This is a genomic window from Thalassospira sp. GB04J01 (assembly GCF_000751115.1).
GTDB lineage: Bacteria > Pseudomonadota > Alphaproteobacteria > Rhodospirillales > Thalassospiraceae > Thalassospira > Thalassospira lucentensis.
Window position 1 is genome coordinate 79,146 of the sequence record NZ_CCDX020000005.1, and the last position, 15,580, is coordinate 94,725.

At 51.2% G+C, this 15,580-nt stretch carries 15 protein-coding genes and 1 tRNA gene; 5 read left to right on the plus strand and 11 right to left on the minus strand.

Features of this window, described 5'->3' with window-relative positions:
* Positions 1-32: 32 nt before the first annotated feature.
* The 9 genes from AMM48_RS01865 to AMM48_RS01905 all read right to left on the minus strand — a co-directional run bounded on the left by AMM48_RS01865 (position 33) and on the right by AMM48_RS01905 (position 8,158).
* Positions 33-722, minus strand: a complete 690-nt coding sequence (locus AMM48_RS01865) for a DsbA family oxidoreductase (RefSeq protein WP_102782711.1) — start codon at positions 720-722, stop codon at positions 33-35.
* Positions 723-726: 4 nt separating this feature from the next.
* The gene (locus AMM48_RS01870) at positions 727-1,950 is read right to left on the minus strand and encodes a phosphopentomutase (protein ID WP_102782712.1); all 1,224 of its coding nucleotides are present in this window, start codon (positions 1,948-1,950) and stop codon (positions 727-729) included.
* Positions 1,951-2,010: 60 nt separating this feature from the next.
* Positions 2,011-2,844, minus strand: coding sequence for a deoxyribose-phosphate aldolase (deoC, locus tag AMM48_RS01875; RefSeq protein ID WP_102782713.1), 834 nt, complete (start codon positions 2,842-2,844; stop codon positions 2,011-2,013).
* A gap of 201 nt (positions 2,845-3,045) precedes the next feature.
* Entirely contained in the window at positions 3,046-4,185 is a 1,140-nt protein-coding gene (locus tag AMM48_RS01880; RefSeq protein WP_102782714.1) for a succinylglutamate desuccinylase/aspartoacylase family protein, read from the minus strand.
* A 103-nt stretch (positions 4,186-4,288) separates the two neighbouring features.
* Positions 4,289-5,032 (minus strand): ABC transporter permease subunit, encoded by a 744-nt coding sequence (locus AMM48_RS01885; RefSeq protein ID WP_102782715.1) that lies wholly within the window; start codon positions 5,030-5,032, stop codon positions 4,289-4,291.
* Between the two features lie 3 nt (positions 5,033-5,035).
* On the minus strand, positions 5,036-5,728 hold the full coding sequence (locus AMM48_RS01890; protein WP_102782716.1) for an ABC transporter permease: 693 nt from the start codon (positions 5,726-5,728) through the stop codon (positions 5,036-5,038).
* Between the two features lie 110 nt (positions 5,729-5,838).
* Positions 5,839-6,636: a lysine/arginine/ornithine ABC transporter substrate-binding protein gene (locus AMM48_RS01895; protein ID WP_102782717.1), complete on the minus strand. Its 798-nt coding sequence runs from the start codon at positions 6,634-6,636 to the stop codon at positions 5,839-5,841.
* Between the two features lie 87 nt (positions 6,637-6,723).
* Positions 6,724-7,485, minus strand: a complete 762-nt coding sequence (locus AMM48_RS01900) for an ATP-binding cassette domain-containing protein (RefSeq protein WP_199287111.1) — start codon at positions 7,483-7,485, stop codon at positions 6,724-6,726.
* A gap of 427 nt (positions 7,486-7,912) precedes the next feature.
* Positions 7,913-8,158, minus strand: coding sequence for a hypothetical protein (locus tag AMM48_RS01905; RefSeq protein WP_102782718.1), 246 nt, complete (start codon positions 8,156-8,158; stop codon positions 7,913-7,915).
* 302 nt (positions 8,159-8,460) lie between these two features.
* On the opposite strand from AMM48_RS01905, the gene AMM48_RS01910 reads away from it, so the two are divergent.
* The gene (locus tag AMM48_RS01910; protein ID WP_102782719.1) at positions 8,461-9,435 is read left to right on the plus strand and encodes a TAXI family TRAP transporter solute-binding subunit; all 975 of its coding nucleotides are present in this window, start codon (positions 8,461-8,463) and stop codon (positions 9,433-9,435) included.
* Positions 9,436-9,547: 112 nt separating this feature from the next.
* Positions 9,548-11,788: a TRAP transporter fused permease subunit gene (locus AMM48_RS01915; RefSeq protein ID WP_102782966.1), complete on the plus strand. Its 2,241-nt coding sequence runs from the start codon at positions 9,548-9,550 to the stop codon at positions 11,786-11,788.
* Between the two features lie 89 nt (positions 11,789-11,877).
* Here AMM48_RS01915 and AMM48_RS01920 read toward each other — a convergent pair whose 3' ends face one another.
* Together AMM48_RS01920 and AMM48_RS01925 are read right to left on the minus strand one after the other, a co-directional pair.
* Entirely contained in the window at positions 11,878-12,216 is a 339-nt protein-coding gene (locus tag AMM48_RS01920; protein ID WP_028791302.1) for a zinc ribbon domain-containing protein YjdM, read from the minus strand.
* A 108-nt stretch (positions 12,217-12,324) separates the two neighbouring features.
* Positions 12,325-12,414 (minus strand) — tRNA-Ser (locus tag AMM48_RS01925).
* Between the two features lie 160 nt (positions 12,415-12,574).
* Between AMM48_RS01925 and AMM48_RS01930 the strand changes: the two genes are divergently transcribed.
* From AMM48_RS01930 to AMM48_RS01940, 3 genes are all read left to right on the plus strand, one after another.
* A complete protein-coding gene (locus tag AMM48_RS01930; protein WP_102782720.1) occupies positions 12,575-13,399 on the plus strand; it encodes a YdcF family protein in 825 nt (274 codons plus the stop codon).
* Positions 13,400-13,419: 20 nt separating this feature from the next.
* On the plus strand, positions 13,420-14,424 hold the full coding sequence (locus tag AMM48_RS01935; protein WP_102782721.1) for a lytic murein transglycosylase: 1,005 nt from the start codon (positions 13,420-13,422) through the stop codon (positions 14,422-14,424).
* A 75-nt stretch (positions 14,425-14,499) separates the two neighbouring features.
* Entirely contained in the window at positions 14,500-15,567 is a 1,068-nt protein-coding gene (locus AMM48_RS01940) for a septal ring lytic transglycosylase RlpA family protein (protein WP_028791303.1), read from the plus strand.
* The last annotated feature ends 13 nt before the right edge of the window (positions 15,568-15,580 follow it).

A 15,580-nucleotide genomic window follows, 5' to 3' on the forward strand; every position in this document is an offset into this window, starting at 1 on the left:
TTATTCCGCCTTTTTTCTTTATCGATCCACCTTTATAATGCGGGTGTTTCTTCTTGTCGGGCAAGCCGCACCATGCGCTGAAGAATTTCAGGTTCCTGTGCGCCCGACAGTGCATGACGACCGTTAAAGACAAAGCACGGAACACCGGTCACACCCATCTGATGTGCAACCCGGTTTTCCTGTCCAACGAAATCACGGTCCATATCGCCGGCAAGGTAATCCAGGATTTCATTTCGGTCTTCGCCGTGTGTTACGGCAATTTCCGCCAGAATATCAAGGTCGCCAATGTTTTGACCTTCAAGGAAATAGGCCACAAACAGGTCCTCGACCAAGGCATTGCCAACGGCAGGGCGTTCTGAGCACACCTTGAAAATCAGGCGATGTGAGTCTGTTGAATCCGGTGTGATTTTGATGTCGTCGAACTTAAAATCAATGCCAACGGCTGCCCCGGCCGTTTCGATGGCCTTATAAACGCGCGTGGCACTTTCAGCCCCGCCAAACTTGGCCGACAGATAAAGTTTCCGGTCAATGCCGCCATTTGGCATGTCCGGGTTAAGCAGGAAAGGCCGCCAGTTGATAATCAGGTTATCAAGCTGTTCGCGCGACAATGCCTTTTCAAGGCGCTTTTTACCGATGTAGCACCATGGACAAATCGTATCGACGATTGCCTCGATACGGATCGGCATCAATGATGTTTCGTTTTGTCCAGCATGCCAATTCATTGCGTTATCCGTTTAAAAAAGACGTGCCTGTTGCAAGCGGCGCAATCCCTAAATGATCGGCGACCGTTTGGCCAATATCCGCAAAGGTTTCGCGCATTCCAAACGGGCCGGGCGCAATTGCAGGACCAAAGGCCAGTACCGGCACAAACTCACGCGTGTGATCATTCCCACGCCAGGTCGGATCACACCCATGATCTGCCGTCACAATCACTAGATCACCCGGTTTCAGGGCGTTGCGCAATTCCGGGATACGGACATCAAACTCTTCAAGTGCATTGGCATAGCCCGGCACATCGCGACGATGGCCGAATTCCATGTCAAAGTCGACAAGGTTGGTAAACACAATGCTGTTATCAGGTGCTTCGGCGATTTCACTCATCATGGCGTCAAACAGGGCCATATTGCCCGATGCCTTGACCTTTTTCGCAATCCCACGGTGGGCATAGATATCAGCGATTTTGCCAACCGAAATAACCGTACCGCCCGCATCGCTGAACAGATCAAGCAAAGTGGGTTTGTGCGGCGGGATGGCCAAATCACGACGGTTTGCAGTACGTTTGAAATCCGCCGGGCTTTCGCCTATGAACGGGCGGGCAATCACACGGCCAATGTTATACGGCTCGACCAGTTTGAAGGCGATTTCGCAGATGTCATAAAGCCGATCAAGACCGAAATGTTCTTCGTGTGCGGCAATCTGAAACACGCTATCGGCCGATGTATAGCAAATCGGCATGCCGGTTTTGATATGTTCCTGACCAAGATCGGCAATGATGTTTGTGCCAGATGCATGGCAATTACCAAGAATCCCGGGCAGCTTTGCCTGTTTGATAAAGGCATCGGTCAATTCCGTTGGAAACGTCGGAACCGTTTGCGGGAAATAGCCCCAATCGAAATCGACGGGCACACCGGCAATTTCCCAATGACCACTTGGGGTGTCTTTGCCGCGTGACAGTTCCTTGGCATGGCCAAACGCCCCAAGGATCGCACCGCCATGATCCAATCCCGGTGGAACGCGACCAGTGGCGTCCTTTGCGGCTTCGCCCAGACCAAGTGCGACCATGTTTGGAATATGCAATGGCCCACTGCGTTGATCGTTATCAGCAAGGCCCTGTGCACAATGTTCGGCAATATGACCAAGAGTATCAGAACCCTGATCACCGAATTTGGCCGCATCCGGTGCGCTGCCAATGCCAAAGCTGTCTGCCACGATGATGATGGCACGTGCCATTAATGTTGTCCTTTAACCATGTTCTGCCGTCTTATTCTGTCTGGCAGATAGTAATTTTTTCTAGTAGTTGCCAGTCGCCGCAGGTGCATTGTTCTGATCAAGGCCGCAGGTTTCCAGCAGGGGGGTTAAAACGCCACTTGCCCCAAACCGGAAGGTTTGCGGTGTTGCCCAGCCGTCGCCCATGATCTCATCAGCAATTGCAAGATAAAGGACCGCGTCATCGGTGGTTTTCACCCCGCCAGATGCCTTGAAACCAGCAATAGCACCATCTTCATCGCGCGCATCACGGATGGCTGTCAGCATGGCAACAGCTGATTCCGGTGTGGCACCAACCGGAACTTTCCCGGTTGAGGTTTTGACAAAATTCGCACCATGTTTGATCGCAAGGCGTGCGGCGTCATAAATCTTTGACAAGTCATCAAATTCACCAGTTTCAAGGATGACTTTCATGGTGGTCATGGGGCCGCAGGCCGTGCGTGTTGCGTCAAGAACATCAACCACACTTGCCAAGTCACCCGACAGAAACGCCTTATAGGGAAGAACCAGATCAACTTCATCGGCACCCTTGGCAACGCAGTCGGCTGTTTCATCGCCAACGCGCTGGGCATTGGTGCCGCCTTCGGGGAAGTTAACCACTGTCGCGGTTTTAACCCCGCTTTGGCCCAGTGCCCGCCATGACGTTTCAACGAACGGTGAGAACACACAAACCGCAGCTGTATTGCCCGCAGGCGTTTGCGCGCGTTTGCACAGGGCCTCAATTACCTCGGGCGTATCGTCATCATTCAAGCTGGTCAGATCCAGAACGGAAATGGCGCGACGCGCGGTTTCGGCGTCAGAAACGGCCTTTTTCGCGGCCATTTTAATAACGTCGGGAACGGTTTTCGGGTCGAACATCAGGTCATCCTTGCAACGCGTAGAACGCAAATTATTCTGGTGTGCATCACCATTTAACGATGATGACGAAAGACGGTTTCAATCACGGTCTAATCGAGACTGAATACCGGCGACAAAGGTATCCAACCTTGGCCAAGCAATCAATCAATCCGTCCCAAAACACAGTTTCAATCAGAACCTGCCAATGACCCGTCTGATGGATTATTTTGACAGTAAAAGTTGCCCTTCGCGGCCCGGTAATGGTTCTGCGCCAGCGACAGAACACAAATACCCACCCGGAACGATCAGGCGAATGCCAATGCGCGAATAAAGAACGCCGTTGGTCCGGCTTGAAAATGTGGTTCTCTGACCGGTTTCGCAATCAAGAACATATCCAAGTTCTTGACCCGCCTTGACGATTGCTCCTGCATCAATGCCAAAAACCACCATGCCGCCATGCGGTGCCATCACACGGTCAACACCCGAAAGAGGCGTGGCATCACATTTCGCATCAGGAAGCGCTCCCGGATCGCCTTTGATCAGGCCGCGACGCTGCAGGAACTTAAACAGATTGTCGGCATCCTTGATGGCATAGTCATCATAGACATCGCGGTCGCCGCGAAGCTCAATCGTTGTGGCAAGGGTCGCCATTGGAATGGGGAATTTATCGCCATAGACCCGGCGCAACTCGACCCATGGACGGCTGAAAGCCTCGTCAAACGGATTGTCGCCGCTGATTTCGGCAATCAAACTGCATTCCGAGCCAATCTGGGCTGAGAGGTCAGCCGCATCTGGCCAGTTGTGATCGCTGATGTAAAGATGCATCGGGGCTTCCCAGTCACAATGCAAATCCATCACATAATCTGCATCAATCGCCAGTTCCGCAAGGGTCAGACGCAAATCAACAAGATCGGTTAGCGGTGCACTGTCTTTGCGGTGCAGGGCAATCAGGCGTCGCAATTCGCTACGAATAATTGCAACATTCTGATCGGCATCCTGCGTCAGCTTGGATGCTGCCGCCTCAATCAGGGCCGGGCTTAAATCCGGATAATGCCGGTTAAAGTTTTGACCACTGCGCATTTCAAACCGGCCAAGTGGTTTCATATCGACATACTGGGTAAAGCCGATTGGGTTGGCGAACGGAACAATAACGATTTCGCCGGTGATTTCAGCTTTGGCGTCGGCTTCTTTAAGCAAGGCTTCAAGGTGATGAAGGGTAATGACACCGGGAAGTTCATCGGCATGCAAGGCAGCCTGAAAATAGGCTTTCGGCCCACTGCCGACCTTGCCATAGCGGCGCACGGTCAGTGCTCTGGATGTCCCCATCTGCGGACGCACAAGGTTAATGCGGTCTTCTTGCATTTTCTGGTCCTGCGTTGGCAACGATATGACGTGATGAAACTATACAATTTTTTGATATCAATACTGCGTTGTCGACAGCACATGTTGACCAAAAACATTCAAATCAGACCCCCATGGGTTTGATTTTACCGGGCAGTTTATCCTTACGTTTTTCGCTTCGCCGTAAGTACCGCTCGATCATCTTAAAGCCAAGTGTCAGGACATACACAATGATCAGATAAATCAGACCAGCGGAAATAAACGCCTCATAGGGCAGGGCGGTGCGGGCAACAATCTTGCGGGCGGCACCGGTTAATTCAATCAAGGTCACCGTCGATGCCAGCGATGTGGCTTTAAGGGTGAAAATGACGTCATTGGTATAGGCAGGCCAGATCATCTGCCACATACGCGGGAAAATAATGCGGCGGTAGGTGGTGAACGGAGTCATCCCGCATGCGCGTGCTGCTTCGATTTCACCGCTCGGAACGTTTTGAATGCCACCGCGCATGATTTCGGCGACGTAGGCCGCGGTATTGAGAACAAATGTCAGAAGACAGTACCAGTATGGATCGCGCAGATATGTCCACGTCCAATGGTCCTGAATGCCATCAATGTTGGCAACCAGCTGACCGACCCCGTAATACATCATGAACAACTGCCCGATCAGGGGGGTGCCGCGGAACATATAGATGAACGCAAAGGGAACGGCCTGTATCCAGACTTTCTTGGACACCCGGGCCACCGCAAGCGGAATGGCCAGAACGGTGCCAAAGGCAACAGAAATCACCAAAAGCTGCGCTGTCAGCAAGAATCCGCGCCACAACCAGACATCATATTTTGTCAGAACATAAATAAAATCTTCAAACATCTATCAGGCCCTCGCGATCCCGCGGGCAGCCCGCTTTTCAAGTCGGTTGAAAACGAAAAGAGAAATCGTCGTAAAGGCCAGGAACATCAACATCGCAACAAGATAGAAGGTAAAGGGTGCTTTTTCGGTTCCGGCGCCGATTGCGGCCTTGCGCATGATTTCCTCAACACCGACCACAGAAATAAGGGCCGTATCCTTGATCAAAACCTGAAACAGATTATTCAAACCGGGCAGGGCAAACCGCCATAGTTGTGGAAGCTTGATACGCAGGAATATTTGGCGGGGTGTCATGCCACATGCGGTTGCTGCTTCAATCTGACCGACCGGGATGGATTGTATGGCTGCGCGGAAGACTTCAGACGCAAACGCGCCCTGAACCAATGCCAAGGCCGCGACCCCTGACCAGAATGCTGGAATATCAACGCGGGTTTCTTCGCCCGACAGCCACTCAGCAAGATTCTGAATGGCAATGGTACCACCAAAATAAATCAACAAAATAACAAGAAGTTCGGGAATTCCACGGATAATGACAGTGTAACTTTCACCTATAATACGCAGCAGGCGGAACGACGACAATTTCGCCGATGCCCCCAGCAACCCGATAATGATCATAAAAGGCAACACAGATAGGCAAAGCTGAATCGTGACAAATCCCCCTTCAAGCATTTGCCAGCCGCGGCCGTATAAATCAAACATGGTTTCTCCAGCAAACCTTGATGCCCATCGATATCATTCGTGTGCGATGACCTGAACCAACAGAAACGGAAAAGGGCGGCAACTATGTGCCGCCCCGAAATATCCGTTGATCAACGCGAATGCAGGTTGACGGATGTGAAATATTTTTTGTTGATTTCTTCATAGGTGCCGTCGGCAAGAATGTCCGCCAGCGCCTTGTTGAAGATTTCTTTCAAATCCTGATCTTCCTTACGGATACCAATACCTTCGCCAGCACCAAACCATTCTTCCGGTGCAAATGCATCCGATACGAATGCATATCCGGCGGCGTCATCAGACTCTACCCATTTCAAAAGTACGCCGGAATCAGCCAGGGTCACGTCGATACGACCAGCAACCAGATCGAGCAACGCGTTATCCTGGGTGTCATAAAGACGGATTTCAACGCCCGGGAAGTTATCTTCGAGGAACGAAGAATGCGTGGTCGAACGCTGGACACCAACGACCATGCCATCGAGTGCATCTTCAACAACTTCGCCATCGGCATAGGCATTGACTTCCATGCCTTCCTTACCAACGAAAACGGCCGGGCTGGCACTATAATAGTTGGTGAAATCGATCGAACGTTTCCGTTCTTCGGTGATCGACATCTGGGCGATAATGGCATCGTACTTTTTAGCCAACAGGCCAGGAATCATGCCGTCCCAATCCTGCGTGACAATTTCGCAGGTTAAGCCAGCTGATTCACAAAGAGCATTTGCAATATCAACATCAAAACCGATGGCCTTGCCGTTGGCATCAATCTCGTTGAACGGGGGGTAAGCACCCTCGGTCGCAATAACCACTTTTTCCCATGCAGCATTTGCCGCAGAAGCACTCATTGCCACGCCAAGCGCAGCAGCGGTTGCAACCTTGATCCATTTTTTCATTCATAGTCTCCCTTGTTGATTGGAACAGCACGCAATTCTTACGGCTATTCTTGGACAGCTGCATATCAATGCAGCTGTCACCCCAGATCAGAAATCACGCTGAAGAAATTGTTTCATGCGGTCTGATTTTGGATTCTCGAAAACTTCTTTCGGGTCGCCGAACTCTTCAACGCATCCTTGATGCAGATACATCACGTGGCTCGATACCCCTTTGGCAAATCCCATTTCGTGGGTCACCACAAGCATTGTGCGACCCTCTTCTGCCAGATCTGTCATGACACGTAAAACTTCGCCAACCAGTTCCGGGTCGAGTGCGGATGTTGGTTCATCAAACAAAAGAACTTCGGGCTCAATGGCAAGTGCGCGTGCAATGGCCGCGCGCTGTTGCTGTCCACCAGAAACATGCCCCGGATAGTAATCGCGACGCTCGTACATGCCGACTTTATGCAGCAGCGCATCCGCGCGTTCGATGGCTTCCTTTTTCGGAATGCCCAGAACATGTACAGGTGCTTCGATCACGTTTTCCAGAATGGTCAGATGGCTCCAGAGGTTAAAGCTCTGAAACACCATCGCCAATTTGGTGCGAATACGTTGGAGTTGTTTTTTGTCGGCCGCATCCTGACTGCCGTCCTTGAGGGTGCGCATGCGGATCAATTCCCCATGAACATGGACGTTCCCCGCGTTCGGGGTCTCAAGAAGGTTGATGCAGCGCAAAAATGTACTTTTGCCTGAGCCTGAAGAACCAATAATGGAAATTACATCGCCGGTGTTGGCTGTCAAATCAATGCCCTTGAGAACTTCGTGGTCCCCAAAACTTTTGAACATCCCTTCAACCTGCAAGGCGGGTATGTTTTTGCTCATATCGAGTTAAAATTTCCCCTGTTGAAAGTTCTGAAATTCGAATTCGTCTTTAACATCTGCAAACGGATGTCCCCCTACAATTCACGCAGTAGCGTTCCTTGTGGGGTAAATAATTGCCTGTCGGTCGCAGGTATTTCCACAGGTTTTTGCAGTTTTATGAAGAAATCTACGACTTTGCCTGCTTTATAAGCACTTTGCGCAATCTTCCCGCAAAAATCGTGCATCAGTACGTGTTTTTACGCAATAAAAAACCACTTAAAAATATTGGATTGTTTGACAGGGGGCTAAATATCACGGGTATTTTCCGTCCTCGAAACGTCCATACCGTGTAATTCCTCTTCGTTATCTCAAACCCGGCACTATCTAAAGGTGGGTAGGGCTTGGTGAACTCTGACCTGTTCTGACTTTAAACATATCACTGATTGGGAAGCACCGATTGCAAGAAGCGAAGAACTTCATCATGCATTCGATGAGGTTGCTCGCACATTTCGTTTGATGACGGCAATAGGGAATTAGCTTCTTCACTGACCATCGTCGATGCATCCGATGCGGCGGCGACATTTTGCGAGACTTCCTGCGTTCCCGATGCCGCACGCGATACACTACTGGCGATTTCCTGGGGCACCGCCCCTTGTTGTTCGACGGCGGCAACAATATTCAACCCTATCGCCCAAACCTTTTGAAAATGCCAATTCTTCTTCAGGCTGGGTCGATTACAGGGCTTTGCAAGCCATTAATCGGCTGATTTGAAAGCTACATAAGAAAAGAATGAGGTGTGTGTGCCCCAAGAAACACGAGACGTACGACCAAAGTATCAGGGGCGCAGAGATCGACATCACTTTTCAAATGAGGCGTTTTACCTATTGATAATATGGCTCATTGCCTTCAACCTTTGGTTTCCCCATATGAGGAAATGGCTTTGGGGGCAAAGTCTTAAAAATTACCGTCAATCGGAGGAAATAAATGAAACGCGCATTATTTGCAGGGATGGCTGTCGCGTTCGCGTTCGGGAGCACCGCAGCCGTGGCACAGGATCGTGCAGGTTGGCCTGACAGCTTTACTGTCGGCACCGCTTCACAGGGCGGAACGTATTTCGCATATGGTTCTGGCTGGGCAAACCTTGTTGCCGAAGAGCTTGGCATTTCCGGTGGTGGTGAAGTCACCGGTGGCCCAATGCAGAACATGGCACTGGTTCACACCGGCGAAGCGGCTTTTGGTATGACCACAATGGGCCCAGCGGCAGAATCACTTGCCGGGACCAATCCGATTGCACCGGGCGTTCAGATGACCAACGCATGTGCAATGTTCCCGATGTACCAGACACCGTTCTCGATCACCGCACTTTCGTCTTCGGGGATTAAGTCCGTTGCCGAAATTCCGGCTGGTGCAAAAATTGGTTTTGGTCCAGCAGGCTCGACCTCGGACACCTATTTCCCACGGATGCTGGAAGAACTCGGTGTTGACTTCGAACGCCGCAATGGGGGCTGGTCAGATCTTGGCGGTCAGCTTCAGGATGGGTTGCTTGACGTGATCGCGTTCGCAGCCGGTGTCCCGGTTCCGGCCGTGAGCCAGCTTGAAGTTCAGACTGATGTAAACATCATCGAGTTCACTGCTGATGAGCAGCAAAAGATCATGGATGCATTCCCGGTATCTGAGTTTGATATTGCAGCAGACACCTATACCACGCTGACGGCACCGGCACGTTCAGTGTCGATGTGGAACTTCGCAATTGCCAATTGTGATCTCCCGGAAAGCTTTGTCTATGCCGCAACCGACGTTGTGATGTCGGACAACGATCGCATGGTGTCAATTCACCGTGCGGCACGTTCGACTGTTCCTGCCAACTGGAACAAAAACAAAGTCATGAAGTGGCATCCGGGTGCTGCGAAGTGGTTTAACGAAAATGGTGCGAGCATTCCCGCCGACATGATCAACTAAATCACGCCTAAGCATGTCGATAAAGCGGGCCGTCAAAGGATGGCGGCCCGCTTTTCTTCAATTGCCGCATGAAGTGGCCAAAAACAATGAACCAAGAGTGTGGGGAAACCTGATGACCGAAAACAGCCAGGTTGAAGACGAACCTCTCATCGCTGAAGGCGTTGATGATGAACCGGTTGAAAGCAATCGCCGTCTTTTTGAGGGCAGGGGGCTAACCTTCATCACCCTGGCCGCTGCGATCTATGCGGCCTTTCATATGCTTGCCCTGAATGGGGTGTCTTTGTCAGGCATGACAGGCGGCTTGGTTGATCTTGCATTCTTGCCCGATTTCCCACTTGAAACATGGAATTTCCGCATAGTTCATGTGGCTGGTGCGCTGGCACTTGGTTTTCTGTGGTATTCGGCAAACAGTTTTGTCGAAGATAGTACCAGTGAGACACCGCTCCTGGGGTATCTTTCCTATGTCTTGCTGGTACCCGCATTTGTTGCTGTTGGAACCGCCGTCAGTTTTGCCTTTCAAATTGACAATGGGGTCATGTGGAATGGCATTGATGCAGGCATTAAATTTAATGAAACATGGCTGTTTGGCGCGCCATTGATGGTAGCGACCATTGGGGGCATTGTCCTTTCATGGTTACATAAAACCAGTCGCGAAAAATATTCCCCACCAGATTTCGTGCTGACCGTCTGTGGTCTGGCTGTAGCGCTCTATTTGATTACGATTTACGGCACATTGATGCGCAACTCGACCGGCACGCCGTTTGCCCCGATCGGCATATCGATTGCGGCGGTATCGGGAACACTTTTGATCATGGAGCTAACCCGCCGGGTTGCGGGTCTTGCACTTGTGATCATTGCGACGATCTTTTTGTGTTACGTCTTCGTTGGTGAATTTCTACCGGGGTTCCTGCAATCACCTGCCATCACGTGGCAGCGTTTCTTTAGTCAGGTTTACACCGATGCAGGTATCCTTGGCCCAACAACGGCCGTTTCATCGACTTACATCATTCTGTTCATCATCTTTGCAGCCTTCCTTCAGGCTTCAAAGGTAGGCGATTATTTCGTCAACTTTGCTTTCTCAGTTGCGGGGCGGGCACGGGGCGGCCCGGCAAAGGTTGCGATTTTTGCTTCGGGTTTGATGGGCATGATCAATGGTACGTCGGCTGGCAACGTCGTTGCAACCGGGTCGCTGACCATTCCTTTGATGAAAAAGGTAGGTTACCACAAGAAAACAGCTGGTGCGATTGAAGCTGCGGCCTCGACCGGCGGGCAGATCATGCCGCCGATCATGGGGGCAGGTGCCTTCATCATGGCCGAGATCACCGGTATTCCCTATACCGAGATCGCGATTGCCGCCGTTATTCCAGCCATCCTTTATTTCGTTTCGATCTATTTCATGGTCGATTTCGAAGCCGCCAAGCTTGGTATGCGCGGCATGAGAGAAGACGAGTTGCCGCGCTTTAACCAAATGGTCAAAAAGGTATTTCTCTTCCTTCCGATCATCATCCTGATCATCGCCCTTTTCATGGGCTATTCGGTCATTCGTGCGGGTACTTTGGCCACCGTGGCAGCGGTCGTTGTCAGCTGGCTGACACCCCATAGGGTTGGCATTAAATCGGTTGCCAAGGCATTCGAGCTGGCCGGGGCAATGTCGATCCAGATCATCGCAGTTTGTGCCTGTGCTGGTATCATTGTCGGGGTTATCGCCCTGACCGGTGTTGGCGCGCGGTTCTCTAACCTCCTGCTTGGTTTGGCCGAAGCATCTCAGCTATTGGCGCTAGTGTTTGCGATGATGATTGCCATTCTTTTAGGGATGGGGATGCCAACAACGGCGGCGTATGCGGTTGCGGCATCTGTGGTTGCGCCAGGGTTAATTGAACTTGGAATTGAACCGCTTACAGCACATTTCTTCGTGTTTTACTTTGCGGTTGTTTCGGCAATTACTCCGCCCGTGGCACTCGCGTCTTATGCGGCGGCCGGTATATCCGGTGCCAATCCGATGGAAACATCGATGGCATCTTTCAAGATCGGCATTGCTGCCTTTATCGTGCCGTTCATGTTCTTCTATAACTCCGCCATTTTGATGGACGGTACCTATCTGCAGATCGGCCAGGCGCTGGTAACGGCCATTGTCGGCGTGTTCTTATTGTCTTCTGGCGTGCAGGGCTGGTTCCTTGGTAGAACCGCGGTCTGGTTCCTGCGTATTGCGTTGGTGGCAGCTGCCCTGTTCATGATCGAAGGCGGCATTCTGACCGATCTGATCGGTATCGGGATTGCCATTGCGACCTTCTTCATCCAACGGATCGTTAACCCAAAACCGGGAACGACGTTCCGAACAGGTGGTGCGGACTAACCTCCGTCAAAGCACCCTGAACGACAAAAGCGCACCAAAATCTGGTGCGCTTTTTCTTTGGAGATCAAGGCTGTAATGATCAATCGGTGTTATTCCACGACCTTTTTTACAAACTCTGATTTCAGTCCCATTTGCCCGATTCCCGGTATCTTGCAATCGATATCGTGATCGCCACCGACAAGGCGGATATTCTTCACCTTGGTGCCAACTTTGACAACGGACGAAGATCCCTTGACCTTGAGGTCCTTTATTACAGAAACAGTATCGCCATCCGCAAGGGGGGTGCCGTTGGAATCGCGAATGACATTTTCCGATGCCGCATCACCGCTTGCAGACCATTCATGTGCGCATTCTGGACAAATCAACAATTCACCATCTTCATAGGTGTAAGCTGACTGGCATTTAGGGCAGGGTGGTAATTCGCTCATATCTTGGGCCTTTGTGATGTGGTTTGCGTTGCTACGAACACAGCCCGGCATCTTTCAGGCTGTTTGGCCTGTAAGGCATTATAGACGTTTGATCTGAGCCGGAAGGAATGGCGGAGAGGGTGGGATTCGAACCCACGGTACCCGTAAAGGCACGACGGTTTTCAAGACCGTTGCATTCAACCGCTCTGCCACCTCTCCGCAAAATCGGTTGGAGCATATCGCTCTGGGCGCTTTCAATAAATTGGCAGTGCCTTACTGTCAATAGGGCAATCGCGTATTGTATCAAAAGCTGGTTAAAAAGCATCGATACAGTATGGTGACCGCAACTCTGGATCGACTTTCATCAGGCTGATTTCTCGTGTTTTATTTTTTATCCAAAACTGTTGGCTATCTGATCAATATTGGATTGGTCCATGGCGTTGTTCTGTTGCTGCTTGTGCTGTTGATATGCCTGAAGCGAACCCGCCGATTTGCCGTTATGTCGTTGATTGGCGTTACCGTCATTACGGTGTTGATCACAATCATCCCCGTTGGGGGATTTCTGTCACATACGCTTGAAACACGGTTTGCCAAGCCAGACCTTGATCATACCGAGTTTGCTGGCGTTATTACATTGTCTGGCACTATTGATCCCGCCAGCTACCTAGATCGTGGCGATGTGCAGTTTTTAAGCGCCCCGGACCGGGTGTTTACGATGTTGCGCCTTGCCCATCGTCATCCTGACAAACCGGTGATTTTTACGGGAAAGGACGGCGCATTGGTCGATCGAGGGTTTAGTGAAGCGGAAGTCTTGCAAAAATGGCTAAGCGATTCGCGCCTGCGAACCCCGAACATGTATTTTGAGACCGAAGCACGTAACACACATGAGAATGCTGTGAACACGCGCACATTGGTCTTTGGCCGTTGGCCGGAAAAATCACAAAAGCCTTGGGTCTTGGTGACTTCAGCGGATCATATGCCACGCGCTGTTGGTGTTTTCCGCCAAGCAGGATGGAAAATTATTGCCTATCCGGTCGGAAGATTCACTTCTGATGACCTTCATTTAGCAAGTCTTAACGTCTCAGGCGGTATCAAATCCCTAAGCCGTGGTCTGCGTGAATGGGCTGGATTGACCGCCTATTACTGGACCGGGCGAACAGATGAATGGTTTCCTGGGCCGATGCCTAAGGAGGCTGGTAACTGATATCTTGGATGAGGCTTTTGATGAAATTCTGGAAACTCCTGACTGCCGCTTCCGCACTTGCGGTAATCACCGCAAGCGCGCCTGCCTTTGCGCAGACTGACGAAAAGCTTCCGGAATTCACCACTGAAGGGTTCGAAGACTGGCTTGTCGCCTTTAAAAAAGAAGCTGCTGCCAAGGGCATTTCAGAACCGACGCTTGAAATCGCGTTCGCCGACACGAAACCGATCCCGAAGGTCATCGAATATGACCGCAGCCAACCTGAATTCAAACTGACGTTCGAGCAATACCTCCAGCGTGTCGTGCCACAATCACGTGTTAACGAAGGCCGCGCGAAATATGCAGAGAACCGCGCCGTCATTGATGCCGCCGCCAAGAAATATGGGGTGCCGGGTCAATATCTGACGGCGTTCTGGGGGATTGAAACCGGGTTTGGCCGCCATACGGGTGGTTACTCGGTGGTCGATTCACTCGCCACTCTGGCGTTCGAAGGTCGGCGGGCGGAATACTTCCGCAAAGAGCTTATGAATGCGCTGACGATCATTGATGCCGGACATATTGCGGCTGAGGACATGACCGGATCATGGGCCGGTGCAATGGGGCAAGCCCAATTCATGCCATCGACCTTCCTGAACTATGCCCGTGACGGGAACGACGACGGAAAGATTGACCTCTGGGGCGCAAAGGAAGATGTCTTTGCATCCGCAGCGAACTACCTTTCAACGGTTGGTTGGAATGCTGATGAGCGCTGGGGTCGTGAAATTACGCTTCCCAAGGATTTCGACAAGGAACTCGAAGGACGTGATATTCGCAAACCGATCAGCGAATGGCAAAAAGTTGGCGTTAGAATGCCAAATGGCGGTGATCTTCCCAAAGCAGATATGGATGCATCGATTATCATCGTAAATGACGGTGAAGGTCCCGCATATATGGTTTATAACAATTTCCACACCATCATGCATTGGAACCGGTCGACATACTTTGCCATTGCTGTTGGCACCTTGGCCGATGCAATCGCCGGGTACTAAGACCAAGCATACGCTATGTGATATTCAGTGCCGGATGTTACAAAGAACAGAGCATCTTTAAGCGGGGACACCTTGATGCCAGATACGAATAACAGTGCGTTTAGACGGATGTTTACCAAAGGACGCATTGGTATCACTGCTGTTGCCTTGGGGGTGCTGCTTTCAGGTTGTGCCGAAACCCAGCTTGCAGTTCACGGGGCAAAACGCCTCGGGGGTGGTCAGTCACAGCCAACCCAGGTTGGGCACTATAAAATTGGCAACCCCTATGAGATTGCAGGGCAGTGGTACTATCCGGCAGTCGATTATGAATATAGCGAGACCGGCATTGCTTCTTGGTATGGGCCAAAATTCCATGGCAAGAAAACGGCGAATGGTGAAACTTTCGACCAGTATGAAATTTCAGCGGCCCACAGAACCCTACCTTTGCCAAGTGTCGTGCGTGTTACCAACCTTGAAAACGGACGTTCGCTAAAAGTGCGTGTTAATGATCGTGGTCCATTTGCTCATAGCCGGATCATCGATATGTCGCGCCGTGCAGCCCAATTGCTCGGGTTTGAGAAAAAGGGCACTGCCAAAGTCCTTGTAGAAGTGGTCGAACTCGACAGCAAACAGATGGCCGCCATTGCAAAAGGCGAAGCCGCACCAACAGTTGCAGTCTCAGCCGCCGAGCAGAAAACGGTCACGGCGGCACCGCGGGATACCGTGGAAACGGTGCGTCTTGATGATGGTCCAATCACGGATAGTGGCGAGCCAACCACATCTAAAATTATCCTGACACCACCACCAAGCACGCAGGCCAGTGTTGAACAAAACTCCCTTGAAGGTACAATCGAAGAAGCGGCCGTCATTAGCGTGGAGCCGGTGACGACATCGGCGATCTATGTTCAGGCAGGGGCCTTTTCGATCTATGACAATGCGCTTAATCTGCGCAATCGTCTGTATGACATGGGCCCAAGCAAGATAGAACCGATTGAGGTTAAAGGGACGACATTCTACCGTGTTCGATTAGGTCCGCTTAATACCGTTCCCGAAGCAGACATTTTGCTCGAACGGGTGATTGCAACAGGCCAGAACGGTGCAAAAGTTGTGGTCGAATGTGCAGAAAACGTGGGTGGGGCGCCGAAATCAAGTTCGGTTTGCTAAACATCGTTTATGG